Annotated in this window: 26 protein-coding genes and 1 pseudogene; 20 read left to right on the top strand and 7 right to left on the bottom strand. The window is 58.4% G+C overall.

The annotated features are described in order from the left end of the window. The 13 genes from plsX to LG30_RS0118450 form a co-directional block, all read left to right on the top strand. Positions 1-748: phosphate acyltransferase PlsX (plsX, locus tag LG30_RS0118510; RefSeq protein ID WP_033132170.1), on the top strand; the 748-nt coding region annotated here is incomplete at its 5' end. Positions 749-755: 7 nt separating this feature from the next. Continuing rightward, a complete protein-coding gene (locus tag LG30_RS0118505) occupies positions 756-1,715 on the top strand; it encodes a beta-ketoacyl-ACP synthase III (RefSeq protein ID WP_033132169.1) in 960 nt (319 codons plus the stop codon). Positions 1,716-1,788: 73 nt separating this feature from the next. After that, entirely contained in the window at positions 1,789-2,724 is a 936-nt protein-coding gene (fabD, locus tag LG30_RS0118500) for an ACP S-malonyltransferase (protein WP_033132168.1), read from the top strand. 12 nt (positions 2,725-2,736) lie between these two features. Beyond that, entirely contained in the window at positions 2,737-3,471 is a 735-nt protein-coding gene (gene fabG / locus LG30_RS0118495) for a 3-oxoacyl-ACP reductase FabG (RefSeq protein WP_033132167.1), read from the top strand. A gap of 157 nt (positions 3,472-3,628) precedes the next feature. Then, entirely contained in the window at positions 3,629-3,865 is a 237-nt protein-coding gene (gene acpP / locus LG30_RS0118490) for an acyl carrier protein (protein ID WP_005300909.1), read from the top strand. Between the two features lie 82 nt (positions 3,866-3,947). Continuing rightward, positions 3,948-5,189, top strand: coding sequence for a beta-ketoacyl-ACP synthase II (gene fabF / locus LG30_RS0118485; RefSeq protein WP_033132166.1), 1,242 nt, complete (start codon positions 3,948-3,950; stop codon positions 5,187-5,189). Between the two features lie 78 nt (positions 5,190-5,267). Then, a complete protein-coding gene (gene pabC, locus LG30_RS0118480) occupies positions 5,268-6,074 on the top strand; it encodes an aminodeoxychorismate lyase (protein ID WP_033132165.1) in 807 nt (268 codons plus the stop codon). Next, positions 6,064-7,065 carry an endolytic transglycosylase MltG gene (gene mltG, locus LG30_RS0118475; RefSeq protein WP_033132164.1) on the top strand — a complete coding sequence of 334 codons (1,002 nt, stop codon included), beginning with the start codon at positions 6,064-6,066 and terminating at the stop codon, positions 7,063-7,065. The genes pabC and mltG overlap by 11 nt, the downstream gene beginning before the upstream one ends. Further along, entirely contained in the window at positions 7,065-7,706 is a 642-nt protein-coding gene (gene tmk, locus LG30_RS0118470; protein WP_033132163.1) for a dTMP kinase, read from the top strand. The genes mltG and tmk overlap by 1 nt, the downstream gene beginning before the upstream one ends. After that, positions 7,691-8,638, top strand: a complete 948-nt coding sequence (gene holB / locus LG30_RS0118465; protein ID WP_033132162.1) for a DNA polymerase III subunit delta' — start codon at positions 7,691-7,693, stop codon at positions 8,636-8,638. The genes tmk and holB overlap by 16 nt, the downstream gene beginning before the upstream one ends. 33 nt (positions 8,639-8,671) lie before the next feature. After that, entirely contained in the window at positions 8,672-9,451 is a 780-nt protein-coding gene (locus LG30_RS0118460) for a TatD family hydrolase (RefSeq protein WP_033132161.1), read from the top strand. A 287-nt stretch (positions 9,452-9,738) separates the two neighbouring features. Then, positions 9,739-10,767, top strand: a complete 1,029-nt coding sequence (locus LG30_RS0118455) for a tyrosine-type recombinase/integrase (RefSeq protein WP_033132160.1) — start codon at positions 9,739-9,741, stop codon at positions 10,765-10,767. Between the two features lie 156 nt (positions 10,768-10,923). After that, a complete protein-coding gene (locus LG30_RS0118450) occupies positions 10,924-11,202 on the top strand; it encodes a RepB family protein (protein WP_033132159.1) in 279 nt (92 codons plus the stop codon). 242 nt (positions 11,203-11,444) lie between these two features. Here the strand turns inward: LG30_RS0118450 and rsmF are convergent, their stop codons facing one another. The 4 genes from rsmF to LG30_RS0118430 form a co-directional block, all read right to left on the bottom strand. Then, complete coding sequence (gene rsmF, locus LG30_RS0118445) at positions 11,445-12,875, bottom strand: 16S rRNA (cytosine(1407)-C(5))-methyltransferase RsmF (protein ID WP_033132158.1); 1,431 nt, start codon at positions 12,873-12,875, stop codon at positions 11,445-11,447. Between the two features lie 141 nt (positions 12,876-13,016). Next, positions 13,017-15,569, bottom strand: a complete 2,553-nt coding sequence (locus tag LG30_RS0118440; RefSeq protein ID WP_033132157.1) for an MlaD family protein — start codon at positions 15,567-15,569, stop codon at positions 13,017-13,019. Between the two features lie 54 nt (positions 15,570-15,623). After that, positions 15,624-16,226: a paraquat-inducible protein A gene (locus LG30_RS0118435; protein ID WP_033132156.1), complete on the bottom strand. Its 603-nt coding sequence runs from the start codon at positions 16,224-16,226 to the stop codon at positions 15,624-15,626. Beyond that, positions 16,210-16,836, bottom strand: a complete 627-nt coding sequence (locus tag LG30_RS0118430; RefSeq protein ID WP_033132155.1) for a paraquat-inducible protein A — start codon at positions 16,834-16,836, stop codon at positions 16,210-16,212. The genes LG30_RS0118435 and LG30_RS0118430 overlap by 17 nt, the downstream gene beginning before the upstream one ends. 264 nt (positions 16,837-17,100) lie before the next feature. Between LG30_RS0118430 and LG30_RS0118425 the strand changes: the two genes are divergently transcribed. The 7 genes from LG30_RS0118425 (at position 17,101) to fabA (ending at position 23,353) form a co-directional block, all read left to right on the top strand. Next, positions 17,101-17,415, top strand: coding sequence for a YebG family protein (locus tag LG30_RS0118425; protein WP_033132154.1), 315 nt, complete (start codon positions 17,101-17,103; stop codon positions 17,413-17,415). A gap of 257 nt (positions 17,416-17,672) precedes the next feature. Beyond that, positions 17,673-18,956, top strand: coding sequence for a tyrosine-type recombinase/integrase (locus LG30_RS0118420; RefSeq protein ID WP_033132153.1), 1,284 nt, complete (start codon positions 17,673-17,675; stop codon positions 18,954-18,956). A 476-nt stretch (positions 18,957-19,432) separates the two neighbouring features. After that, positions 19,433-19,627, top strand: a complete 195-nt coding sequence (locus LG30_RS0118415; protein ID WP_033132152.1) for a hypothetical protein — start codon at positions 19,433-19,435, stop codon at positions 19,625-19,627. Positions 19,628-19,977: 350 nt separating this feature from the next. Then, complete coding sequence (locus LG30_RS0118410; RefSeq protein WP_161785842.1) at positions 19,978-20,142, top strand: YodC family protein; 165 nt, start codon at positions 19,978-19,980, stop codon at positions 20,140-20,142. Positions 20,143-20,281: 139 nt separating this feature from the next. Then, a complete protein-coding gene (locus tag LG30_RS0118405) occupies positions 20,282-20,638 on the top strand; it encodes an NIPSNAP family containing protein (protein WP_033132150.1) in 357 nt (118 codons plus the stop codon). Between the two features lie 99 nt (positions 20,639-20,737). Then, positions 20,738-22,714 carry a Lon protease family protein gene (locus LG30_RS0118400; protein WP_033132149.1) on the top strand — a complete coding sequence of 659 codons (1,977 nt, stop codon included), beginning with the start codon at positions 20,738-20,740 and terminating at the stop codon, positions 22,712-22,714. A gap of 78 nt (positions 22,715-22,792) precedes the next feature. After that, entirely contained in the window at positions 22,793-23,353 is a 561-nt protein-coding gene (fabA, locus tag LG30_RS0118395; RefSeq protein WP_033132148.1) for a 3-hydroxyacyl-[acyl-carrier-protein] dehydratase FabA, read from the top strand. A 171-nt stretch (positions 23,354-23,524) separates the two neighbouring features. On the opposite strand, the gene rmf is transcribed toward fabA, so the two are convergent. The 3 genes and pseudogenes from rmf to LG30_RS0118385 form a co-directional block, all read right to left on the bottom strand. After that, on the bottom strand, positions 23,525-23,704 hold the full coding sequence (gene rmf, locus LG30_RS21720; protein ID WP_005315693.1) for a ribosome modulation factor: 180 nt from the start codon (positions 23,702-23,704) through the stop codon (positions 23,525-23,527). A 159-nt stretch (positions 23,705-23,863) separates the two neighbouring features. Beyond that, positions 23,864-25,519 carry a DUF3466 family protein gene (locus tag LG30_RS0118390; RefSeq protein ID WP_033132147.1) on the bottom strand — a complete coding sequence of 552 codons (1,656 nt, stop codon included), beginning with the start codon at positions 25,517-25,519 and terminating at the stop codon, positions 23,864-23,866. Positions 25,520-25,527: 8 nt separating this feature from the next. After that, positions 25,528-25,750: pseudogene (locus LG30_RS0118385) on the bottom strand (ABC transporter ATP-binding protein); the annotation flags it as partial.

Raw genomic sequence — 25,750 nt, 5'->3', positions numbered from 1 at the left:
GAACCTGGTCAAGGCCGGTGAGGCCGATGCTTGCGTCAGCGCCGGCAATACAGGTGCCCTGATGGCCATGGCCAAGTGCGTGCTCAAGTCCTTGCCCGGCGTCGACAGACCCGCGCTCATCAAGGCGCTGCCCACCTTGGGCGGCAAACGCACCGTGATGCTGGATCTGGGCGCAAACGTGAGCTGCGATGCCGACACCCTGCTGCAATTTGCGGTGATGGGATCCGTGGTGGCCGAGAAGGTGGAGGGGATAGCGTCTCCCCGGGTCGCCTTGCTCAACGTGGGGGAGGAGGAGATCAAGGGGAACGATCTGGTACGCCACAGCGCGGAGCTGCTACGCCAGTGCCCCGCACTCAACTTCGTCGGCTTCATCGAAGGAGACAGGATCTTCAGCGGTGAAACCGATGTGATCGTCTGTGACGGTTTCGTCGGCAATGTGGCGCTCAAAACCGCCGAGGGTGTGGTGCGGATGATGGCCGAATTGGCCGGCTATCCCCGTAAAAAGCGCAGCTTTCTTGGTCGACTCGCCGGATTTATGTTCAAACGGCGTTTTTCTTACCTGAACCCCGACCAGTATAATGGCGCAAGTCTGTTAGGATTGCGCGGCATTGTGGTAAAAAGCCATGGGCGGGCCGAACGGCACGCTCTGTGTCATGCGATCCTGCTGGCCGCACAGGAGGCCAAGCATCAACTTCCATTGCAAATAGCGGATCGCCTTGAATCTGTCTTTTCCGACAGGGACTTATAAGAACTCTATGCATAGCAAAATTCTGGGTACTGGCAGTTACCTGCCGAGTGCGGTGCGTACCAATGCCGATCTCGAGCAGATGGTCGAAACCAGTAACGAATGGATCGTGGAACGTACCGGGATCCGTGAACGTCGCATCGCAGGGGCCGACGAGACCGTCGCCACCCTGTCTCATCAGGCGGCCTTGCGGGCGCTGGAGGCGGCGGGTCTGACTGCGGCTGATCTGGACATGATAGTGCTGGCCACCACCAGTGCCGAAAACGCCTTCCCGGCTGCCGCCTGTGAATTACAGGGGATGCTCGGGGTGCCGGGGATCCCGGCCTTCGACGTGGCCGCTGCCTGCGCCGGTTTCACCTACGCGCTGGCCATCGCCGATCAGTTCGTCAAATCCGGCGCAGCTCGTCATGTGCTGGTTGTGGGCGCGGACGTCTTGTCGCGCATGTGCGATCCCAAGGATCGTGGCACCATCATCATCTTCGGTGACGGGGCCGGGGCCGTGGTGATCGGGGCGAGTGAGGCACCAGGCATCATCTCTACCCATCTGCATGCCGATGGTCGCTATGGGGAACTGCTCAAGCTGCCGCAGCCACACCGTGGCATGCCGGGTGCCGAGCTCGAAGCCTACATGTATATGAAGGGCAACGATGTGTTCAAGGTCGCGGTGACGCGCCTGAGCGAGATCGTGACCGAAACCCTTGCCGCCGCCAACATCGAGCCAAGCGAGCTCGATTGGCTGGTGCCGCACCAGGCCAACTTCCGCATCATCAACGCCACCGCCAAGAAACTTGGCATGGGGTTGGACAAGGTGATCCTGACCCTGGATCGTCACGGTAATACCTCCGCCGCCTCCGTACCCATCGCCTTCGATGAAGGGGTACGTGATGGCCGTATCAAGCCGGGCCAGCTAGTGTTGCTGGAAGCCTTCGGCGGCGGTTTCGCCTGGGGTTCGGCGCTGGTGCGCCTCTGATATCAAGTCGCGCCCTTGATATCCGTCTCGGGCGCCCGCTTGTCGATTTCGTCTTACCTTAAAGGAATCAATGATGACCCGATTTGCCATTGCCTTCCCGGGACAAGGCTCCCAGAGTGTCGGCATGCTGGCCGAACTGGCCGAGCAACACGCCGTGATTAAAGAGACCTTCGCCGAGGCGAGCCAGGTGCTGGGTTACGATTTGCTGGCCCTGGTCATGCAAGGCCCGGCCGAGGATCTGAACAAGACCTGGCGCACCCAGCCTGCGCTGCTGACCGCCTCCGTCGCTCTGTGGCGCTTGTGGCAACAGCAGGGTGGGGCGACTCCCGCCGTCATGGCAGGTCACAGCCTGGGTGAATATTCCGCCCTTGTGTGCAGCGGCGCGCTCAACTTTGCCGATGCAGTCAAGCTGGTTGAGCTGCGGGGCCTCGCCATGCAGGAAGCCGTGCCGGAAGGCACCGGTGCCATGGCCGCTATTATCGGTCTGGACAACGACTCCATCGCCGCCAACTGCGAGAAGGCAGCGCAAGGTCAGGTGGTCTCTCCGGTCAACTTCAACTCCCCGGGGCAGGTGGTCATCGCCGGTCACAAGGAAGCGGTCGAGCGTGCCAACGTACTGATGAAGGAGTCCGGCGCTAAGCGTGCGCTGCCACTCCCCGTGTCGGTGCCATCGCACTGTGCCCTGATGAAACCGGCCGCCGAAAAATTGGCCGCCGCGCTGGATGGGATCGAGATCAAGGTTCCAAGCATCGCAGTCATCAATAATGTGGACGTATCCTGTGAACAGGATCCGGCCGCCATCAAACAAGCCCTGGTGCGTCAGTTGTTCAGCCCGGTCCGTTGGACCGAAACGGTCGAGCGGATGGCAAATGACGGCATCACCCTCGAGATCGAGATGGGACCGGGCAAGGTATTGACCGGGTTGGCCAAGCGCATCGATGCACGCGTGGAAGGTGTTCACGCCAACGATGCTGCCTCTTTCGAGCAGGCGCTGGCCCAGTCCAAGTAACAGGAGCGAGTCATGAGTTTTACCGATAAGGTTGTGTTGGTCACCGGTGCCAGTCGTGGCATCGGTCGTGCGATTGCCGAAACCTTTGCGGCCCGTGGCGCCAAGGTAGTGGGTACCGCGACCAGCGAAAACGGCGCCGAGGCCATCAGCGCCTACCTGGGCGAGCAGGGCTGCGGCATGGCACTGAACGTGACCAGCCAGGAATCCATCGAAACCGTCTTTGCCGCCATCAAGGCGCGCTTCGGCGACATCGACATCCTCATCAACAACGCCGGTATCACCCGCGACAACCTGTTGATGCGGATGAAAGATGACGAGTGGAACGAGATCATCGACACCAATCTCACCTCCCTGTACCGTCTGAGCAAGCCGGTGTTGCGTGCCATGATGAAGAAGCGCCATGGCCGCATCATCAGCATCGGCTCCGTGGTCGGTACCATGGGCAACGCCGGTCAGGTCAACTATGCTGCCGCCAAGGCGGGCCTGGTGGGCTTTACCAAGTCATTGGCCCGTGAAGTGGCATCCCGTGGCATCACGGTGAACGCGGTGGCCCCCGGTTTCATCGAGACCGACATGACCAAGGCGCTCAATGAAGAACAGCGCACCGGCATCATGAATCAGGTGCCTGCCGGTCGTTTGGGCGATCCGAAAGAAATTGCCGCCGCTGTGGTATTCTTGGCGTCTGATGACGCCGCTTATATCACCGGTGAAACCCTGCATGTTAATGGCGGGATGTACATGGTGTAATCAATTTGTCGTGAGATCTGTTCAAATTTGCGATAGTACGCCGAAGTTTGGCACATTTCGTGGTTTGACCAGCGGCAAGCTACTTGCAAACTCCAGTCAATTGAATAAACTACCCCAACCAGACGCAATAGCGTATTTTTAAAGGAAAATTCAGGTCATGAGCAACATCGAAGAACGCGTAAAGAAAATCATCATCGAACAACTGGGTGTTAAAGAGGAAGACGTTAAGAACGCTGCCTCCTTCGTCGACGACCTGGGCGCTGACTCTTTGGATACCGTTGAACTGGTAATGGCGCTGGAAGAAGAATTCGATACCGAAATTCCTGATGAAGAAGCCGAGAAGATCACCACTGTTCAAGCGGCTATCGACTACATCACCGCTAATCAGGAATAAGTTCCTGTTCTGAAAGAAGCGGCCCAAGGGCCGCTTCTTTTATGTTTACTCCCTCTCAAAACACCTCTCGGAGACTACCTCAGTGTCAAAACGCAGAGTCGTGGTGACCGGCCTGGGGATGCTTTCCCCGGTGGGTAACACTGCCGAATCCAGCTGGCAAGCCCTGCTCAACGGGCAGAGCGGTATTTCCCTCATCGACCATTTTGATGCCAGTGAGTATGCGACCCGTTTCGCAGGCCTGGTCAAAGGGTTCGATCCCGAACAATACGGCATCAACCGCAAAGAAGCCCGCAAGATGGATCTCTTCATCCAGTACGGCGTGGCGGCGGGTGTGCTGGCGCTGGATGATTCCGGCCTCGTCATCAACGAAGAGAACGCAGAGCGGGTTGGCGTGGCCATCGGCTCCGGCATCGGCGGCCTGGGGCTCATCGAGCAGAACCACAGCAGCCTCGTCAATGGTGGCCCGCGTAAGCTGAGCCCCTTCTTCGTGCCATCCACCATCATCAATATGGTGTCCGGGCATCTCTCCATCATGAAGGGAATGCAAGGTCCGAACATCGCAGTGACCACCGCCTGCACCACCGGCACCCACGCCATCGGCATGGCCGGTCGCATGATCGCCTACGGTGATGCGGACGTGATGGTTGCCGGCGGCACAGAGAAGGCTTCCACTCCCATGGGGATGGGTGGCTTCGCGGCGGCCAAGGCACTCTCTACCCGTAACGACGAGCCCCAGAAGGCGAGTCGCCCTTGGGACAAGGATCGCGACGGCTTCGTGCTGGGCGATGGTGCCGGGGTGCTGGTGCTTGAAGAGTACGAACACGCCAAGGCGCGCGGTGCCAAGATTTATGCCGAACTGGTCGGCTTTGGCATGAGCGGTGATGCCTATCACATGACGGCGCCTCCCTCTGACGGGAATGGCGGTGCTCGTGCCATGAAGAACGCCATCAAGGATGCCGGCATCGCTCCCGAGCAGATCGGTTACATCAATGCCCATGGCACTTCCACCCCGCTGGGTGATGTGGCCGAGTTGCGCGGCATGAAGCAGGTGTTTGGTGAGCATGCCAAGTCGCTGATGATCAGCTCCACCAAGTCGATGACCGGCCACCTGTTGGGTGCCGCTGGTGCCATCGAGGCGATCATTACAGTGCTGGCGCTGCGCGACCAGATGGTCCCACCGACCATCAACCTGGACAATCCGGACGAGGAGTGCGATCTGGATCTGGTGCCTCATGTGGCCAAAGCCGGTCAGTTTGAGTATGCCCTGTCCAATTCGTTTGGTTTCGGCGGCACCAATGGCTCCCTGATCTTCAAGCGCGTATAATTCGCTCTGGGCGGCTTTCTCAGCAAAGAATCGGGCCCGATACCCTGGTATCGGGCCTTTTTTATCAAAGGGACACGCATGTTGATCAATGGAGTGCCAACAGAAGCCTTATCCGCCAAGGATCGTGGCCTGGCATATGGCGACGGCCATTTCACCACCATGCTGGTGAAACAGGGGCAGGTTGTCTGGTGGCCGGCCCATCTGTCTCGTCTGCAACATGCCAGCGCCAGACTCGGTTTCGCGGAATTACCCTGGGACAAGCTGGCCACTGAGGTGGCGCAATTGGCGACAGGGCAGACGCAGGCTGTCGTGAAGGTCGTGTTGACCCGTGGTAGCGGTGGCCGGGGCTATGATGGCGCCGATTGTCACTCACCGACCCGCATCGTCTCCCTGGGGGATTACCCGGGCCATTACCAGGGCTGGCAGCAGGATGGCATCGCGGCGCTGGTCTGCCAGCAACAACTCGGTGACGCCCCCATGTTGGCGGGGCTCAAGACCCTGGGGCGGCTGGAGCAAGTTTTATTGAAAAGCGAACTTGCCGCACGGGGTGGAGTCGAAGGTATAGTATTGAACAGCCGTGGATTTCTGGTAGAAGGAGTCAGCGCAAATCTGTTTTGGCGTCGTGGTAAAACGGTGTTCACACCGGATCTCTCCCGCGGGGGGGTCGACGGCATCATGCGCAGGCGTGTGATGATGATGCTTAAACACATGGGCATTGAACTGCGTGTCGTGGAGGCTCCGCTGGAGTCACTGTGGCAGGCCGAGGAAGTATGGCTGACCAATACCCTGATGGGCATAGTGCCGCTGATCCGCATCGGCGATCAGGCCTATCCCAATCCGGTATTGAGCCGTCGTTTACAGGAGCGTTTGGTCATTGAAGTTTAATCGGCTTTACACCCTGCTCGCGGGGGCTGCCCTGTCGGTTGCCGTCGCCGGGGGCTATGTATATTACAAATGGCAAGAGGTGGAGACCCTCACCAACAAGGGGCCGACGCGCCTCTTCACCGTCGAGAAAGGCGCCCACGCAGCGCGCCTGATTGCCGAGCTGGGGGAGGGGGACACCAGTCCCTGGGCGGTGCGTCTCTGGTTGCGAGGCCATCCCGAACTGGTGGCCATCAAGTCCGGTACCTATGAAATCAAGGAAGGGGCTCCGCTCAAGGAGACCCTCTCCCTGTTCGCCTCTGGCAAGGAGTTTCATTTCAGCCTCACCTTCGTCGAGGGTTCCCGCTTCGAGGATTGGCGCAAGCAGATCGAAGGGGCTCCCTATCTGGAGCGGCTGACGGTGGAGCAGAGCGAAGCCGATCTGGCCCAGGAGCTGGGTATCGACAACGGCAAGCTGGAAGGCTGGTTCCTGCCAGAGACTTATGCTTACACTACTCATGCCAGCGATATTTCCATCTTGCGCCGTGCCTATCAAGACATGAAGGCCTTCCTGCAGGAGAGCTGGGAAAAGCGTCAGGCCAACCTGCCTTACAAGAGCCCTTACGAGGCGCTGATCATGGCCTCTATCATCGAAAAAGAAACCGGCCAGCCGGATGAGCGGGCGCAGATCGCCTCGGTGTTCGTCAATCGCCTGCGCCTTGGCATGAAGCTACAGACCGATCCCACCGTTATTTACGGGGTCAAAGACAGGTACGATGGCAACATCCGCCGCAGCGATCTGACCGATGTGAACCCCTACAACACCTATGTGATCGATGGCTTGCCGCCGACCCCCATCGCGATGCCGGGCAAGGCCTCCATCGAGGCGGCGCTCAACCCCAAGCCGACCGACTATCTCTACTTTGTCGCCAAGGGGGGCGGGGCCCACTACTTCTCCAAGACCCTCGATGAACACAATAGAGCGGTTCGCGAATTCATATTGAAGAAACCCTAATGTCAAAATTTATCGTAATTGAAGGATTGGAAGGCGCGGGGAAGAGCTCTGCGGTGCGGTACGTCACCGACTACCTGCATGCCCACGGCATCGAGCGGATCGAGTGTACCCGTGAACCGGGTGGCACCCCCCTGGCCGAACGGATGCGCGCCATCGTCAAAGAAGTCCACGATGAGCGCCTCACCATCGAGGCCGAACTGCTGCTGATGTATGCCTCCCGGGTACAGCTGGTCGAGACCCGGATCAAGCCCGCCTTGGCAGAGGGTTGCTGGGTGGTGGGGGACAGGCACGATCTCTCCTCCCAGGCCTATCAGGGCGGCGGTCGCGGCATCGACGCCACGCTCATCGGCGCTATCAAGCAGGCGGTGCTCGGTGACTTCAAGCCGGATCTGACGCTCTATCTCGACATCGATCCTGCCATCGGTTTGCAGCGTGCCCGTCATCGCGGCGAGCTGGATCGCATCGAGCTGGAGCAGCTCGGTTTCTTCGTGCGCACCCGCGCCCGTTATCTGGAACTCGCGGCAGCAGACGACTCCATCAAGGTGATCGATGCCGGGCAAACGCCTGAGCAAGTCAAGGCCGCCATCGAGGCGGCCCTCGGCCACTACCTGGCGAACGAGTCCTCATGTATCCCTGGCTGATCCCGGACTGGCAAAACTTAAGCCAAAGTGCCCAACGTGGTCGCCTCGGCCACGCCTGGCTGCTGCTCGGCGATCCCGGTCTTGGCAAGGAGCAGTTGGCCGAGCGGCTGGCGCGGTTGCATCTTTGTCAGCAGCCGGTGAGAGGTGAACCCTGCGGTCAGTGTCACTCCTGTCAGTTGCTGGACAAGGGACACCATCCGGATCTCGGTACCCTCGGTGCCGACAGCAAGACCATAGGGGTCGAGGCCATCCGCGAGATCTGCACTCGCCTGCAGAGCACGGCCCAGCTCGGTCGCGGCAAGGTGGTGATCATTCCGGATGCGGAGCGCATGACCGAGTCCGCCGCCAACGCCTTGCTGAAAACCCTGGAAGAGCCGGCCGGCGACAGTCTGTTGCTGCTGATCGCCTCCAGGGTTTCCCGCCTGCTGCCCACCATTCTCAGCCGTTGTCACAAGCATGTCTGTCAGCTGCCGGCGGAGGGGGAGACACTGCGCTGGCTGAGTGAACAGGGTCATCAGGCCACTCAGGCCCAGGTGCGGATCTGCCAGGGGGCGCCGCTGCGGGTGCTTCGTTATCTGGAAGATCAGCAAGATGGCGCGCGCCGGACCCTGCTGGAGAGCTTCGTCTCCTTGTCACAGACCCCGACTCGTGCGGCCAGCGTCTGCGCTCAACTGGGAGAAGACAGCCAGGTACGGCTGCACTGGTTGCAACTGTTTTTATGCGATGCCCTCAAGACCCAGGCCGGTTGTGGTCACCACCAATTGGCGATGCCGGATCTGACGGCCCTCAGCCAGCAGCTGGCCGAGCGTCACTCCAGTGAAAAATTGCTGGAGGCGGAGCAGCAGCTCGTCGCCCTGAAGGTGGCCTGCCAGCCGGGCCAGCTCTCCAACCCCACCATTCATCTGATGAACTGGCTTAATCGCTGGTTGTGAGATCGATTAAGAAGCAAACAAGCAAGGTTATGTATGTTACTCGTTGATTCCCATTGCCACCTCGATCGCCTCAGCTATGGCAGCAAGCAAACCGACATGGCGGCAGTGCTGGCCAAGGCGGCGGCGCAGAATGTGGGATATTTTTTGTGCGTGAGTGTGACCCAGGCACAGTTCCCGACCATGATGGCGGCGATCGCCCCTTACCCCCAGGTATTTGCCTCCTGCGGGGTACACCCGCTTAATCAGGATCCTGGTGTGGATGCCGTGCTGCTGCTGACTCAGGCAGCCGATCCCCGTGTCGTTGCCATCGGCGAGACAGGCCTGGATTACTTCTACTCGCCGGAAAACAAAGAGGTGCAGCAAGCCTCCTTCCGCGAACATATCCGGGTGGCGCGGGCGCTGAACAAACCCCTGATCATCCATACCCGGGATGCTCAGCAGGATACCCTGCAGATCATGCGCGAAGAGGCGGCAGATAAAGTGGGTGGTGTGCTGCATTGCTTCACCGAATCCCTCGAGATGGCGGAGGCCGCCATGGCGATGGGTTTCTATATTTCCATCTCCGGCATCGCCACCTTCAAGAATGCCACTGCCTTGCAGGCCGTGGTCAAGGCGCTGCCCCTCGAGCGGCTGCTGGTCGAAACCGACTCTCCTTATCTCGCCCCCATTCCATACCGGGGCAGGGAGAACGAGCCGGCCTTCGTGCGAAACGTGGCCCAGTTCATCGCTGACCTTCGTCAGATGCCGCTGGCGGCATTGGCCGAGGCCACCAGCCACAACTTCTTCGAGCTGTTCAAGCTGGCAAAAAGATGACCAACAAGGCCCCTGGAAATGGGGCCTTTTTATTTCTTATTATCAGCATAACTTACCATGCGAACTCTAAAAACAAAGGTCGTTATCTCTAACTTTCCGATGGATCATAGCAGCTCTGATCCTGATTATTGGTGTAATAGAACAGACAATGCTGAGGTTGTATTGCGGATGCCAAGGGGGTTAAAACCAAGACTTTATAAGTATCGATAATATTCATTATCGATACTTGATGGATCTGAAAGATCCTGTAAGATCTTCCGAAACTTCGCATAGAATCATCAACTTAAGTGGCCTATCCAACCATTCAAAACCCCGCTCACCAGTCATTGCAGGCGGTGTTCGATCCTCAGCTCAATAGCCGCGCCAGGCGCTTCTTGCGCAGTGCCAAGGCGGACTCCACCCTCAATGCCTATGAGGCAGATACCCGTATCTTCGTCTACTGGTGCCAGCTGCAGCAGCTGGATCCGCTGCAAACTACCCATCACGACATCATGAATTTCCTGGCGGATCAGGCCGATGGCATCCTTGCCGACTGGGTATGGCTGGACAAGCAAGAGGGGAAGGGGGAGCTGCGCAATGGCGAGCCGCGTAAACCCGCGACCCTGGTGCGGCGACTCGCCGGCATTCGTTATGCCTTCAAGCAGAAGGGCATTCATCCCATGCCGACCGAACATGCGGAGATCAAGGAGATGATGCGCGGCATAGTGCGGCTCGGCGATAATCGAAAACGCAAGACGGGGGCCCTGACCCTGCAGCCGCTCATTCGGGTGCTCGACGACATCGATACTTCAACTCTGGCGGGACTGCGGGATCATACCCTGCTGCTGCTGATGTTCAGCGGTGCCTTGCGCCGTTCGGAAGCCGCCCGTATCGAGGTGAGCGATCTCGATTTTGTGGGTCAGGGGATAAGGCTTCGCCTCAAGCCGAGCAAACATCAGCTCCACGAGACCGAAATTGCACTCATCCCCGGCAAACAGTATTGCCCGGTGTCGGCGCTGGCCAACTGGCTCAAGAAGAGCCGGATCGGCGAGGGGCCGCTGTTTCGCCGCATGAACCGCTGGGGTCAACTCATGCCTGAGCCACTAGGACCTCAGGGCATCAACCTGATGATCAAGCGGCGCACCGGCCAGGTCATCGACGATCTCTATGTCAGTGGCCACAGCCTGCGTCGAGGTTTCATCACCTCGGCCGTCACCGCCGGCAAACCCATGAACAAGATCATCGAGGTGACACGGCACAAAGACATGCGTACCCTGCAGGAGTACTTCGACGACGCGCACAAGTTCTCCGATCATGCGCTGGATGGGCTGCTTTAAGATAACCGCGTCACCATATTTTTTATGTTAAATACCATCTCATTGTTTTGTTGTTCTTTTTCCCTTACCCGATCCGGTGAGGGAGTAGGGCACTTCCTCGAAGAAGAATTCACAGTGAGAGATAACATCTGCATTAATCGAGAAAAGCACGGTCATATGAGCCAGGAAAACCAGGAAATAACCAAGCACTCGGATGCACAAGACAACGCCGAGCGACAACGTCAACACGTGAAGCGCAAGCAGGAAACCCACAGCCGGTTGCAGTGCTGGATCAGCAATCGTCACGCCGAGCGACTTCATGAACTCGGCCAGCATCTGGAAGACAGTCAGGCCTCGCTCATCGAGCAGGCGATCGACTTGCTCTATCGCCATGAGCTGGTGCCTGCACGTCTGCCTGAGACAGAGAGTGCCGAGCTCATCGACGAGCAGGCATAAAAAAAGCCAGGTACGAATTCCTTGTACCTGGCATAGGGGAATTGGCTCCTTGCAGAGCCGTGCGCTAACCGGTGTGCAGATAACCCTAAGCTTAGACAAGGCGCGAGGCATTTCAAGATCTGACTAAAAGTTCAACCAGAGTGGAGGTTTTTCAGACTCGAACAGGTGTTGGGCAGAGGACGATAAGGCACCCGACCCATGCAGCGGCGCCCTCGATGTGACCACCGCCTCATGGGATCAGCTCAACTGTTGAACAGGTTGTTGTCGCGCACCAGCTCACGGGGCAGGGCATTCTTGATGCGGCTGCCGACCCATTTTCCCATCCCCAGCGGATATCCCTGATAGCGGACTATCACCTCGCCCGAGCCAGACTCCAGCTCAGGCCAGACATCCCGTCCCATCATGAATTCCCGCGCATTGGCGACATCCAGCTCGACGCACCCCCGGGTGGCCAGGCCACCATAGGCCAGTGCCCATTCGTGGGTCAGCCGATAACCCTTCTTGAAGGTTTCCGCCAGCTTGATGCCGATGCGATCGAAGCGCAGCTTGCCCTGTACCTGCTCAAATAGCGTGGGGAACAGCCAGATCTCGTCGTTGCGACCAAACAACTGCCCCTGCGGGATCAGGCCGAAGGCCACCTCAATCTCAGCCAGCATGGGCTCGGCCTCTTTGGCCGGCAACGGGGAGAAGGGGAACTTGCCGAGTTTACCCGGCTTGAACATGGTATTGGCCACCGAGTGGTGCTTGCGCAACCGCGCGACGAAGAAGCCTTCGCTGTCGAAGATCTGGGGCCAGACGTGCAAATAGCCTTCCTCGGTGCAGGCCTGCCCGGCGCCAGGGAACAAGTCCGCCAGCGAGTCGAAACTCAGGGCATCGCCGAACTTGTCCAGCAGTGACTGGCAGACGTCCTGATTCTCCTGGGCGCTCAAGGTGCAGGTGGAATAGACCAGCACGCCGCCCGGTTTCAAGGCATGAAAGGCGCTTTCCAGCAGCCCCTGCTGCACGGCGGCAATCTCATCGATGCTCTCTATGCTCCAGTTGCGCAGGGCGTCTTCATCCTTGCGCACCGTGCCTTCCCCCGAGCAGGGGGCATCGAGCAGGATGGCATCGAAAGTCTCGGGCAACCACTGGCCGAACACCTTGGCATCGAAGTGGGTCATGCCCACATTGGTCACACCGCAGCGCTGAATGTTGGCGCTGAGTACCTTGAGCCGGCTGCTGGAGTATTCATTGGCAACCAGCATGCCCTGATTATCCATCAGCGCGGCGATCTGAGTGGTCTTGGAGCCCGGCGCCGCCGCCGCATCCAGCAGCATACCGTCCCGCTTGACCTTGTCGCTCGCAAACAGCGCCGCCACCGGCAGCATGGAGCTGGCCTCCTGGATGTAGAAGAGCCCGCAGAGGTGCTCGGCAGTGTTGCCAAGGGGCACGCTCTCATCCTCGCGAGTCAGCCAGAACCCGGTTTCGCACCAGGGCACGGGCTCAAGCTGCCAGCCCAGTGGCTGCATCTTCGCCACAAAGTCAGGCACCGCAATCTTGAGGGTGTTGACCCGGATGCTGCGCCTAAGCGGTCGCCGACAACTCGCCACAAACTCATCCATGGAAAGGTTGGCCGGCATGATGGCCGCAATATGGCGCAGGAAGTGATCGGGAAGGTAGGTGTTGTCGTGCACTGTGCAATCTCGCAGACCCAAAATAGGGGCGATATCTTACCACATACCGGCCGTTTTCCTCAGGGAGCTTTCACGATGTGATGCGCGCCAGCCTATAAAAAACCGGCCACAAGGCCGGTTTATCTATGTGAGCCAAGGGACTCAGGGCTGGATGCGGGGGCTCCACTCCAGCCACTCCTTCTCCGCCTTGCCATGGAGCAGATAGCTGTGGCCCGCCTTGACGGTCGGCCCCATCTCCCGCTCCGGGGTGTTGAAGGCGATGCCGCCGGTCAGCAGACTCTGCACGGTTTCCACCTCTATGGTGCCGCCGGTCAGGCCGATATCCGCCTTGACGCCGGAGACATTCCAGAAGCGGCTGTTGGCCCGCACCAGGTGGGCATATTCTGCGTCGATGCTTACATCGATCAGCACCTCGCTGCCATCCCGGGCCAGCGCTACCCTGGTGACGCTGCCGACCATCAACTTGCGAAACAGCAGAGGGCTGCCGACGCTGATGCCGCTGACCGAGGGGCTCTTGAGGGTGAGCGCCAGCCCGATGGGGCCACTCTGACTCAGAGGGAAGCGCTCCCGCCCTGCACCTTGACCCGGGCTGGCCTCGATGAAGGCCCCCTTGATCAGGGTGTCGAGGTGGGCGACACCGCCGAGGCCGAGCTTGGCCTGCACCAGGGTAAAGCGGGCACCGGTCTGCAGGAAACGAGCTGCGTACTGCTCGTCCAGCTCGGCCTTGAAGCTCACCTGACCGAGGGACGGATCCAGCTCGACCTGCTCCACCTTGCCGATATCGACCCCTCGGTAGCGGATGGGGCTGCCGACGCCGAGCCCGGGATTGCTATCGGCGGTCAGCGTCAGGCTGCGCACCCGGATCTTGGCTTGCTCCTTGTTGTCGAACAGCTGATGACTGCTGCGGTTGGTGCCAAGTTGGTCAAACTCGATGGCCCCGCGCAGCAAGGTGGCGAGGTTACCCATCTTGACCTGGATCCCATCCAGCCGGATCTTGCCATCGATGGCCGCCTTCTTCCAGAACTGGGGCTGTTGCTTGAGCAGGGGCGCATAGATGGCGTTAATCTCCAGCGTGATCTCGACGCCGCGGGCATCCGCCTTGAGCGCCTTGACCGAGCCTGCCTCCAACCCCAGATAGAGCACGGGAGAGCCGATGCCGATGCCATCGGCCTGCTCGGCGCGCAAGACCCAGGGTTGTGGTTTGGCATTGCGACTGCCAAGCAAGGCCAGTTCCTGGCTGGGGTAAAGGCGGTCAATGCGCTCGCCGCTCGGCACCTGGACCAGCTTGATCCCGCCCGCCAGCCAGGCACTCGCCGGGCTGGACTCCACCTTGATACCGCTCAGGTCGGCGGCAATCTGCAGCGGTGCAGCCCGATAGAAGCGGGCCCGCGTCAGCAGGGGGCGATACGCCTCGCTCACCTGCAACTCGATGCTCGCGTTGCCGCTGGCATCGAGCGTCAGCTGTCCCACCTGGCCAATCTGCAATCCCTTGAACAACAGCGGGGCCCCTTCGCTCACCCCGGCGAGATCATCCGCCTGCAGGGTCAGCTTGATGCCACCAGGCTGCGCCTGATCCGTCAGCATCATGGTCCTCACCCGGTCGCCCGCCACATAATCGAGCCGGATGGCGGGCCCGGCCAGCAGACGATCCGCATGTTTGAGTCCGGTCGGGGAGAGTGACACCGTCTCCCAGACGAGGCGGCTCTTGCCGGTCACTCGAAACGCCTGCTCCGGATTGATCAGTGCCGTGACGAACCGGCCCTGTTCGGTCAGGCGAATGGGATCAACCCGGCCAATCTCGATGCCTTCATAGAGGATCGGCATCCCTTCCTTGATGGGCAGGGCGCCCGCCTGGATATTGATGCGCTCACCCCGCGCCGCCTCGGCCAGCCCCTTGTAGAGAGTGAAGGTCTGTCCCTTCTCCGGTAACGGGGAGTCCTTGGGAGAGTCAAAGGCGATGCCGCCGCTCAGTATGGAGGCGAGGCTGCCCGCTTCGACGCTGACGCCGGCCAGGCTGAAGGAGCCCTTGATGCCGCTGATGTTCCAGAAGCGGGTATCGGCCTTGATGAGGTGCTCGAAGCGCGGCTCTATCACCAGATCCAGGATCACATTCTGGTTATCCTCACCCAGACGAGTGTTGATGACGCTGCCCACTTCGATGCCACGGAAATAGATCTTGGCGCCGATGCCGACCGATCCCAGCGAGTCGGCGGTCAGATGCAGGGTGCGCCCCTGGGCCTGATAACCGGGGGGAGGGCCATCGACTGCATCGAACTCCTCCTCCAGCGGCCTGTTCTCCCGTCCCGGCTGCAGGTTGATGTAGTTGCCGGAAACCAGGGTATCGAGGCCGGAGATCTCCGTCAGGGACGCCTTGGGGCTCACCAGCCAGAAGTCGGAGCCCTTGCGAATGAGCGGACGGGCGCGGCTGTCGACCTTCACCAGCACAGCTATCTTGCGACCATCCGCCGCCAGTGCCAGCTCCTGTACCACCCCTATGGCCACCCCCTGGTAGCGCAGCTGGGTCTTGCCCGGCAAGATACCGTTGCCCTGGGCAAAGTTGATACGGATGAGCTGGCCACGGGTTGCCACCTGCTGATAGATAAAGCCACCGGCCAGCAAGAGGGCGATGACAGGCAACAACCAGACCGGCGACAGCCAGCGGCGCTTCTCGATGACGGGTTCAGCCCCGATCATATCGACTCCTTAGACAATGAATGTGCAAATGAAAACCAACAGAGCGAGGCACCATCAGCGGGCCTCTTTGTCCCACAATAGCCGGGTATCCAGCATGCGGGCCGACATCATGGTGAGCAGCACCACGCAACCGAAGGCGGTCGCACCCGGCCCCGCCAGCACGTTGAGCAGCACGCCGCGATCCACCAGGGCCATCATCAACGAGATGACGAACAGGTCCAACATGGACCAGCGACCGATGAAATCGATGATGCGATACATGATGAGCTGACGCCTGCGCCGCACCGGCTTGGCCCGTTGCAACTGCCAGCAGATCCAGCCCAGCCCCAGTATCTTGCCGACCGGCACCACTATGCTCGCCAGGAACACTATGGTGGCGATGCCGGACATGTGGCTGTTATAGAGCGAGATGATGCCGCTAAAAATGGTATCGGATTGCAGCAGCCCCTTGGTGTAAAAATGGGTGATGGGCAGCAGGTTCGCCGGCAGCAGCATGAAGGTCGCCAGCGCCAGCAAGCCCCAGGAGCTGGCGAGGGAGCGGGGGATGCGCATCTGCAATTTGCTGTGACAGCGAGGACAGACGGTGCCTGCTTGATAGCGCACCAGCAGGCCACAGGTGTGACAACCGCACAGCCCCTGTTCACGGGCGCTGATCATGATTGGGCTCCTCCATGGGGACCTGCTCCCAGTAGGGGGCGGGATCGAACAGGATCAACAGGGCGAGAGTGAGCAGCATCAAACAGCTCAGGCTCAGAAAGCCCCCTCCAAAGCGCACATCCGCGATATCGACCAGTTTGAACAGGGACACCAGCAAGCTGGCGATATAGACCTCCAGCATGGCCCAATGACGAAACACGGCCACCGCCTTCAGCGTCAGGGGCAAGATGTGCCAGCGCTTTGCGAGACCGGAGGCGAGGGCAAAGATGCCGAGCAGCAGCCCCATCGGCGCCAGTGCGCCGCACCACAATACCAGCGCCGCGACCAACAGCTCGTTCTCCCGCGCCAGCAACACTATGCCCTTCATCATGTTGGCATCGGTGTTGACGCCCGCCAGGCGCACATAGAGCAGGGGTTCGAAGAAGGCGGAAGGCAACAACAACAAACCGGTGAGGGTCAGTGCCATCAGGTGAGAAGGGCGAAAGGCGTAGCGTCCATACAAATGCTGATGACAACGGGGACAATGGGCGTGACGGCGCAGCGGCAGCAACTTGCGTTCGATCAGCAAGTCGCAAGCCGGGCAGACGATCACGGTGCGGGGATCCGACATACGATTCAACCTGTTGAAGGAATTGATAAAATTTACCCTAAAACCGGTTCTCTGTCTTGCCCGGCACGGCCTGCCGCCAAGAAAACCCCGATTGCTTCTCCCAGTGGACGGAAAAATCGGCGCCTCATCTCGCTTGAGATGAGGCCGTTGCTGTGAAGAGGACCTGGATACCGCTGCGGACTCTGAAGCTGCTACCTGGCTGTTATTTGCAATACTGTATATACGTACATATAATTGTGGTCACTATCATGAGGAGGACGCCGTATGGCCGTTGAGATCAAGTATGTTGTGGTGCGTGGGGGAGTGGAAAAGATGACCTTTGCCAGCAAGAAAGAGGCGGATGCCTATGACAAGCTGCTGGATACCGCCGATGAGCTGATGACCTTGCTGGCCGGTGCACCGGTTGAACTGACGTCCGAGCAGCAAGAGAGCCTGGCCTTCTACCTGGCCGAGCAGCGGGATCTGCTGCAAAACCTGCTGCGGGGCGGAAAAGGGCAGGGGACAAGCCCCAAAGAGGAGAAGATTGATGCTGAAAATAGCGATAAACCCAAAGGAAAATCCCTGAAGAGCGTGGCCTGAAAAGAAGAGGGGGAGACTGCCTAAGTGCAGTCACCCTGCCTTTAATATTCAACTTTCAGCATTATTAACCAATTTAATTTCTATTTACCCCGAGATTTTTCCAACCAAACTGCATATTAAGTGAATATATTCATCCATCACTGCACTCAAAAACTGAGCCAAGGGTGCGTCCTGAGCGAGCTAAGTGCATTGATGACATGCCCCATCTCGCTGTATCAACACCCTCACTTCAGACAACCATAACCACAAGCACCCATATGACCCATCTGCCACTTCCGCCCGCCATGCCGCTATTCGATAGCCTGCTCCATCTGGAGGGGGGGAACCCTCAAGTCAACCAATATCTGGCCAACCTCAGCATGGGCGACGTACCCGATGCGGGCCTCGTCTATGAGCTGGCCGTCGACTGGTTGCTGGAGCAGCGCCACAGTGAAAACAACTACAAGACCTATCGCAGCGAGCTGACCACCTTCCTGCATTGGAGCTTCGCCGAGATGGCCATCAGCCCGAAGGATCTCACCAGGCGGATCATGATGCGTTATCTCGACTATTGTCAGGCGCCACCGCCGGCGCTGATCGCCTATCGAAACGTGGCCCAGTTCGTGCTCGACAAGGAGTGGGGAGAGCGGCTGCCCAACCCCCAGTGGCGACCCTTTCTGGGCAAACGGGAGCTGGGCCTTGAGCTGCCTTACCGCCTGAGCGATCAGGCCATGAAGACCAAACTCGCCATCCTGTCGGCCTTCTTCCAGTTTCTCGTCCAGGAAGAGTACATGGACCGCAACCCGGCGCTCTTGTTGCAAAGAGTGAAAAAGCCGCTCCACCAGGAGACCGATGAGCAGACCCAGGCCTTCACCGAACTGCAGTGGTCCTATGTGATGCAGGCCGCCGAGCAGCTCGCCAGCGAGCACCCGGCCCAGCATGAGCGCAGCCGTTTTCTCATCTGCCTGATGTATGCCTGTTATCTGCGGATCTCGGAAGTAGCGGCCAGGCCCGGTTTCAGCCCCGTCATGGATCAGTTCCGCCGCGACGGCAAGACAGGTGTCTGGGGCTATTACATCCCTCGCAGCAAGGGCGGCAAGCGGCGCACCGTGGCTGTTTCCCAAGCCTTGCTCGATGCTCTGAAACGCTACCGTACCTTCTTGGGGCTGTCGCCACTGCCAACGCCGAATGAGCAGACCCCCCTCTTCGTGCGCCACAAGGCGGCGGCCCATGGACGGCAGCAGGGAGAGCTCAATGCCAACCTCGGGATCCGCCAGTTACGCGAGCTGGTCATGGCGGTGCTTGAGCAGGCGGCCGTGTTGGCCGAGCTGGATGGCTTTGCCCAGGACGCGGCCGAGATGCGCAACCTGACGCCACACTCCATCCGCCACACCGGCATCACCCACGACATCAACCTCAATGGTCGACCACTGTCCCACGTGCAGGCCGATGCGGGACACGACAGCATCGACACCACCTCCAAATATCTGCACACCGGCAACAGCGAACGCCACGAGAGTGCGAGCCACAAGCCCCTCGATCACCTTTCTGGACATGAATGAAATCGCCATCAACCGGACAGATCATAAAAAGCACCATTATTTATCGGTCGGATCCGCAGTGACGACGATACCACCAGGATCGCTCCTCCACTCATATCAGCGCACATAATAGGGCGCTGTTCAGACAGCCATCTAAACCCGTATAGAGCAACTCAACGTTCTCACCGGTTTGAAGGTGCTGTCCCAATAGGCCGCCAATCTGGGGCCATCTTCTAAAAGGAGGAAATGGGTTGGAAAAATGGCGCCCGGTCTACAAGTGGCATATGAAGACTGGGCTGCTGTGGGGGGGCGGTTTTCTGCTGGCATGATGCTCGATGGAAGTAAGAATGAAGCGTTGTCGACCATTCTGGTAACACAACCGGCGAAACAGGAGAAGTCTCGTTGCCGGGGCAAGAAGCCCAGAATTCAAAGATGAGTTGGCCCCGAAGGAAAATCACCATAGGATAATACTGACTGGACAATCAAAAGAATTTGCAATGCCCATTTTTCAAGTAGTGATCGCGTCAGGACTACAAAAAATCCCGTTTGAGATGGTGTCAAGCCAGACACCCACCGCAAAACAAGCAATAGCCTATTTCCTGAATAGCGAACTGCGTGACCAGCTTTGCACTCCCAATATCAAAAGCACCCAGTTATTTTTGTTTGAACTCAAGCAAGTTGAATGTGTTTGAAGTAGAGAACGCCTCTTTTCCTATTCCCTTCTGCTGGTTTCCGTCCATACCTCGCGGCAAATCCAGCCCATATAACCCAGGAGCTAGCGCCCCCTTTCCCAGCAAAACCGGCTTTTAAGGCTTTCCAGACTTGAGGGGAGGGCAGCGCCACTACGCCGCACGGTTTTTCCAGGCGCAGCCCCCCGGGGGGTAATACGGGGGGAATTCAATCCTCACATGCTCAACTCAGCCACGGGGCAGGGGTGTTATCTCTAACTTGTTGAAAAAACTATCATCAGGGGCTTGGCTTTTGAACAACGCCCCCAATATCCGTATGGAGCATGTCGCTCCGCGATCGTGAGGAATTTAAGATGAATGTTGGTGATACCGTGCGCTTGAAAAGTGGTGGCCCGTTGATGACGGTCAATGAGGTTCAATCCGATTCTCGCGTGATCTGCGTTTGGCACAATGGTACGCGATATGAGTACGAGGCCTTTAAGGTCGGCATCTTGGCACTTGAATCCAGTCCTATCTGATACCTACATTGATGCCGATAAATCCAGTTATCGGCGTTAAAAATCAAGGGGCCTTTTGGCCCCTTTGCAATTTACGATGGCATCTCTCACGATTAGGCTAGTACAGTGTCTGACATTTGAACTATGAGAAAAATTTTCAATGAAAACAGTAGAGTTCCTCCAATACACATTACAGCCAGGTACTGGCAATGGCTTTCATCAGGTCATGCTAAACATCAGTGTGCCTCTACATCAGGCGGCAGGAATTGATGTAGTCACTCACGGTCAGTCTGAGCATGACCCAGACAGTTATCTTTTGGTTCGAGCATTTGGGGGCCCTGAACAGCGGGTGCAATCTTTGAATGAGTTTTACCAAAGCGATGCTTGGCGCAAAGGCCCCAGGGAGGAAATCATCAACAGCATCTCTGTTAGTGTGATGTCAGTTATGTCGATGGAATCGGCCACTATCGATGCTCTGCGTCAGACCTTGTATACCCCCAATCCTGACTGCGCATAATGTATATTATGTTAAATTACGAATGCTTGTTTCCTGTTCCCGCTAATCGAACTGTGTATAATGGAAACAATTGATCCTATCCCCGACCGGATGTCTTAAGTGGCTGAATTAACATCAGAACAATTAAAACCCGCTTTTACGATTGAGCAGTTTCCCACGCTCAGCGAGCTCGAACCCATCCCTTTCGCAGCCCTGCAACCCAGAGCCATTTCTGGCATCAAGCGCCTGGCCAGTTTTGATGGCGACTGCCCAGTCATGCTGCTCAATGGTTTCCCTGGCGCAGATTATGAAAATGTCTGCCAGACGCTGATCGCCGCCTCCAATGGCAAGGATGGTGACCTGTTCGACCTCTGCTACACCGAAAACCTCAACAACCCGTTCAAACCTATCTGGTTGCGCCTGCAGCCCGGCACCGGGTTCGAGTTTTGCGAGATGGTTGGCGAGCTGCTCAAGCTGATGAGTCATCACCTGGATGCTGAACGTCTGGTCACCAGGATCATTCGCAAGCAGGAAAATGACCCCAAGATCGTGGATTTTCTCTCCGATCTGGCGGCGCACGTGGCTCAGGGGCTCGAATTCCAGCATCCCGTGCTCATCAACCTGCTGATCCATCACGAAGAGCAGCAAGCCCCTGTCATCTATGGCCGGGACCTGAACTGGGACACCCTGTTCGGCTCCATCAATTACCAGACCGAGCAAGGCTCCGTCTACGCCAACCAGCATCTACTCGAACCCGGCCTGCTGCGTGAGGCCAACGGTGGTTACCTCATCTTGCAACTCGATGAGTTGCTGGATCAGCCCCACCTCTGGTTCAAGCTCAAGAATGCCATGCAAAAAGGCGAGCTGGACTGGAATGCCTATCAGGAAGGCAAGACCCTGACCCCCTTCTTCACCCCGGAGGCTACGCCCATCCGGTTGAAACTGATTCTGGTCGGTGATCGTCTCGAAGTAGCCGAATTCCAGATGCTGGACAGAGACATGTCCGAGCGTATCTTCCTGCGGGCCGATCTGGTGTCCGAAGTGGAGATTGACGAGGATCTGCCGGCCTTCCTGCAATACTTGGCCTGGCTGCGTCAACGCTGGAATCTGCTGGACTTCACGCCAGCCGCCCTCCTCGCCCTGTGTCGTCATGCCAGCCGCCTGTGCGACCATCAGGAGTGGCTCGCGCTCTCCGAGGTGCAACTCAGCGCCATCATGCGCATGGCCGATAGCCTGGCACGGGAGCTGGAGGCGTCTGAGGTGACCGACGAGCACATCCTGCTCGCCCTGGAGGAACAGGATTACCGCCTCAACTATCTGGTGGAGCAGTCCGATCAGGGCGTCATCGACGGCCAGATCCTGCTGCAGACCGATGGTGAGGAAGTCGGCCAGATCAACGGTCTGTCGGTCATACAGGTGGCCGGTCACCCCTACGATTTCGGTGAACCCGTGCGCCTGACCGCGACAGTGCACCTGGGAGATGGTGACGTGGCGGACATCGAGCGCAAAGCGGAGCTCGCCGGGCACATTCACGCCAAGGCGATGATGATCATCCACGGCTATCTCTCCAACAAATTTGGCGCCGAAACCCCCTCGCCGCTCTCGGCCAACCTGGTATTCGAACAGTCCTACCACGAGATAGATGGGGACAGCGCCTCCCTGACCGGTCTCTGTGCCCTGCTCTCTGCCCTCGCCCGCCAACCCATCTATCAGCACTTCGCCGTGACCGGCGCTGTCGATCAGTTTGGCAACGTGCAGGCGGTGGGCGGTGTGAACGAGAAGATCGAAGGCTTCTTCCGGGTGTGCAAGATCCACGGCATCACCGGCAAGCAAGGCATACTGCTGCCCGGCACCAACGCCCAGCAACTCAACCTGTCCGACGAGGTGATTGCCGCCGTCGAGGCCGGTCAGTTCCATATCCACCCGGTGGATCATGTGGAAGAAGCCATCGAGTTGCTGACCGGCTGCGTGGCGGGTGAACCGGACATGCCGGATACCCTGTTTGGCCGGATCCAGGAAAGGCTGGATGAACTCAATGGCTCAGGCCCCAAAAATGGACTGCTGCGCAGCCTGTTCGGCCGCCTGTTCGGCTTGTAAATGAAGAGATCGGAGTTGTTTAGCGAACAACTGTAAGCTAAATTGGCCCGGCTTTGACCCATATGAAGGATAAACAGCGTGACCCTAGATAACGACACCATTAATCCCCGCCTCTCCCTGTGTGAACAAGGCAAAGATTCGTTTACCCGCGAAGAGCTGCTTGCCTGCAGCCGTGGCGAGTTATTTGGTGAGGGGAACAGCCAACTGCCCGCCCCCAACATGTTGATGATGGATCGCATCGTCAGGATCAATGACAACGGTGGTGAACATGGCAAGGGCGAGATCCTGGCCGAGCTCGACATCACCCCGGATCTCTGGTTCTTCGACTGCCATTTCCCGGGAGACCCCGTCATGCCAGGCTGCCTGGGACTCGATGCCATGTGGCAACTGGTCGGCTTCTTCCTGGGCTGGAAAGGCGGTCCGGGCAAGGGACGGGCACTGGGCGTGGGTGAAGTGAAATTCACCGGCCAGATCCTGCCGACTGCCAAGAAGGTCACCTACAAGATCACCTTCAAGCGTGTCATCAACCGCAAGCTGGTGATGGGCATTGCCGATGGCGTGGTCGAGGTGGATGGCCGTCCCATCTACAGCGCAAGCGACCTGAAAGTGGGTCTGTTCAAGGACACCACTGCCTTCTGAATTCGGGTGGGTATGAACCAAGAAAAGGGGCCAAAGGCCCCTTTTCTTTTGCCATGATACGAGGTGGTGCAGGGATGAAGAGTGGATCTCCGCCCGGCATTGCGTCTTTCAGGACAACGTAAAGGGGCCGACACGGCCCCTTTCCTTTTGCAATGAGTGATGAAGTATCGGTTACTTCATGAAAAGGCCTGAGCCTCGCCCTTCCATGGCGTCGCGCCAACCACCAAGCCAGTGCCCTCTGGCATCCAGGCATTGGTACGGACACGCTTCTTTCTGTTTGCCGACTACGCCAGCCTGATAACCACGAGCGCGAGCTCTTTCCAGACGGTCCCGTTTCTGTCTCTTCATCATCTACGACCCTCTTCGTGGAACAAAAAAAGCGACCAAGTTTTCACCGGTCGCTTTCATCTTTACCCCAGAGGGGGAACAGGGTCAAACAAAAAATGCCATGCTATTCAGGCTCTGTGACACAAGATACTGAACTGCATTAATTTTTAATGACACCTCATTTTATCGCGGGTGACGACGCAGCCAGGCAAAAGGCAAGGCCAGCAGAGTCAACCAGAACAGGCTGCCGCCGCCACCGCCGCCTTCGCCATCCTGACCAGTCTGGTTATTGACCGGCGCGTTGCTGACGACATAGTTGGCTGGCGTGTTGCCTTGATAATCGGCCACGGCCGGTTTCAACTTGACGGCCACCACTGTGGCGTTGGCGCGATTGTTCAGATCGCTCTCACTGGCATAGCGATAGGCCGTCGCCGAGATGGTGCCGTCGGTACTGATGCCGCTGGCGTAGGCAATGTGGTAGTAATAGCCATTCTGGGCACACTGCTTGGCCCCGGCGTCATCCAGCCCACAGATCAGGTCATTGAGGTACCAGTTGTTATTCGGGGCCGCCGCGTTCAGCAGGAAAGCCTCTTGCATACGGTTGGTGCCATTGACCACTGGCTGAGTCTGGTGGCGGGAATCACGCCAGCCAACCACCATGTTGTGATCGTTGATGGCAGCAGCCTCTGAGCCTGAGCCACTGAGCGGGCTGTCTTGCATAGGGATGACTGCCGCAGTGGTCGGCGCGTCCAGATTGAATAAGAACATCTCAGTCGGCCGGTTCTGGCCCTTATTGAGGTTCCAGCGCTGATTACCGATCACATAACCATTCTTGTTGAGGCCCACTGCCCAGCTGTGCTGCAGCTTCTCATCGTCTTTTCCTGGCTCCCCTTCCGGCAACGGGATCCGCTGGGTGGCGCTCACTGTGCCGGCGTTCAGATCCAGGGTCCAGAAGCTGGCCAGGTTACGGCCATCCAGGTCGCCGGATCCCACCTCACCAGTGGAGCTGTAGCCCACCCCGTACAAGGCGCCCTTGTATTCGCCCGCACCCAGTGCCGAGGCAGTCTGCAGTACCTCATCGCGCCGATGACTATAGTCAGGGGCCTGCATCAGCTTGTTAAAGCCACCGTTGCCGTTGAGCAGCCAGAAGCTGGCCTGGGTATCGACACCCGGGCAGTAACGAAGATCGCCATACTCATCGTCATTGCCGGCGAAGCACCAGTTATAGAAATCACCGCCGACGTTATGGCGATACTGGCCGCTGGCGGCGGTCCCCGTCACCAGATACTGGCCGTTATCCAACTTCTTGATGGCCGTCGGCACGCTCAGGCTGTGAGAGCTGGTGTTATCCTTGAGCTCGACCGGATTACCGTCATTGATGACGGCGAAGGCGGTGCGCAACTTGCCGGCCATCTTGTAACCCACGCGGTCGGCGGGGGTGTCCCCCAGGCTGGTCACCAGACCATCGGTCTCGGTGCTCACCACATAACCGACATTGCTGCGCTGATCGAGGCCATCGAGGAAGTCACGGCGCCACTGATAGGCGTAGGTCGGCGTCGGACCCTCGTCCCAGAAAGTGTTGCACACGTCGTCAGACAACATGCAGCCCTGTTCGAAACTGAAACGATCGACCAGGAAGTCGGCAGATCTCACGGTCGAGAAATACTCGGCCAGGTTGTTTTTGGTATTGATCCCGATGAGGCCGCTACCATCGGCACTGATCCCGCTGGCATATCCCTTGTCAGACGCATCGACAATGGTGAAAAAGGAGCTCTGTGCCGCCTGTGCATTGAGGCTGGCGCCGACCAGTATGGCCAGCATGGATAATTGCTTTTTCATCTACTTCCTTAGTCCTGATGTTTCAACGCTTCCAACTCCTCCCAACGGGAGAAGGCGTGTTCCAGTGCAGCCTCTGCTGCATTCAATGCATCCAGCTTGAGCTGGGTCTGCTCGCTCGGCAGGGAGAAGAAACCGGGGTCGTTCACCTCTGCCTGCAGGGCATCAAGTTCGGTTTCCAACTGTTCCAGTCGGGCCGGCAGATTATCCAGCTCCAACTGTAACTTGTAAGAG

It is taken from the genome of Aeromonas aquatica, from assembly GCF_000764655.1.
In the GTDB taxonomy this organism is placed as follows: Bacteria; Pseudomonadota; Gammaproteobacteria; order Enterobacterales; family Aeromonadaceae; genus Aeromonas; species Aeromonas aquatica.
This window is presented reverse-complemented; position numbering and strand designations above follow the sequence as displayed.

Bases quoted from the DNA above. Each gene is read 5' to 3' on its own strand.
- LG30_RS0118505 (WP_033132169.1), top strand. From the start codon at position 756: ATGCATAGCAAAATTCTGGGTACTGGCAGTTACCTGCCGAGTGCGGTG.
- fabD (WP_033132168.1), top strand. From the start codon at position 1,789: ATGACCCGATTTGCCATTGCCTTCCCGGGACAAGGCTCCCAGAGTGTC.
- fabG (WP_033132167.1), top strand. From the start codon at position 2,737: ATGAGTTTTACCGATAAGGTTGTGTTGGTCACCGGTGCCAGTCGTGGC.
- acpP (WP_005300909.1), top strand. From the start codon at position 3,629: ATGAGCAACATCGAAGAACGCGTAAAGAAAATCATCATCGAACAACTG.
- pabC (WP_033132165.1), top strand. From the start codon at position 5,268: ATGTTGATCAATGGAGTGCCAACAGAAGCCTTATCCGCCAAGGATCGT.
- tmk (WP_033132163.1), top strand. From the start codon at position 7,065: ATGTCAAAATTTATCGTAATTGAAGGATTGGAAGGCGCGGGGAAGAGC.
- holB (WP_033132162.1), top strand. From the start codon at position 7,691: ATGTATCCCTGGCTGATCCCGGACTGGCAAAACTTAAGCCAAAGTGCC.
- LG30_RS0118460 (WP_033132161.1), top strand. From the start codon at position 8,672: ATGTTACTCGTTGATTCCCATTGCCACCTCGATCGCCTCAGCTATGGC.
- LG30_RS0118450 (WP_033132159.1), top strand. From the start codon at position 10,924: ATGAGCCAGGAAAACCAGGAAATAACCAAGCACTCGGATGCACAAGAC.
- LG30_RS0118440 (WP_033132157.1), bottom strand. From the start codon at position 15,569: ATGATCGGGGCTGAACCCGTCATCGAGAAGCGCCGCTGGCTGTCGCCG.
- LG30_RS0118435 (WP_033132156.1), bottom strand. From the start codon at position 16,226: ATGATCAGCGCCCGTGAACAGGGGCTGTGCGGTTGTCACACCTGTGGC.
- LG30_RS0118430 (WP_033132155.1), bottom strand. From the start codon at position 16,836: ATGTCGGATCCCCGCACCGTGATCGTCTGCCCGGCTTGCGACTTGCTG.
- LG30_RS0118425 (WP_033132154.1), top strand. From the start codon at position 17,101: ATGGCCGTTGAGATCAAGTATGTTGTGGTGCGTGGGGGAGTGGAAAAG.
- LG30_RS0118420 (WP_033132153.1), top strand. From the start codon at position 17,673: ATGACCCATCTGCCACTTCCGCCCGCCATGCCGCTATTCGATAGCCTG.
- LG30_RS0118415 (WP_033132152.1), top strand. From the start codon at position 19,433: ATGCCCATTTTTCAAGTAGTGATCGCGTCAGGACTACAAAAAATCCCG.
- LG30_RS0118410 (WP_161785842.1), top strand. From the start codon at position 19,978: ATGAATGTTGGTGATACCGTGCGCTTGAAAAGTGGTGGCCCGTTGATG.
- LG30_RS0118405 (WP_033132150.1), top strand. From the start codon at position 20,282: ATGAAAACAGTAGAGTTCCTCCAATACACATTACAGCCAGGTACTGGC.
- rmf (WP_005315693.1), bottom strand. From the start codon at position 23,704: ATGATGAAGAGACAGAAACGGGACCGTCTGGAAAGAGCTCGCGCTCGT.
- LG30_RS0118390 (WP_033132147.1), bottom strand. From the start codon at position 25,519: ATGAAAAAGCAATTATCCATGCTGGCCATACTGGTCGGCGCCAGCCTC.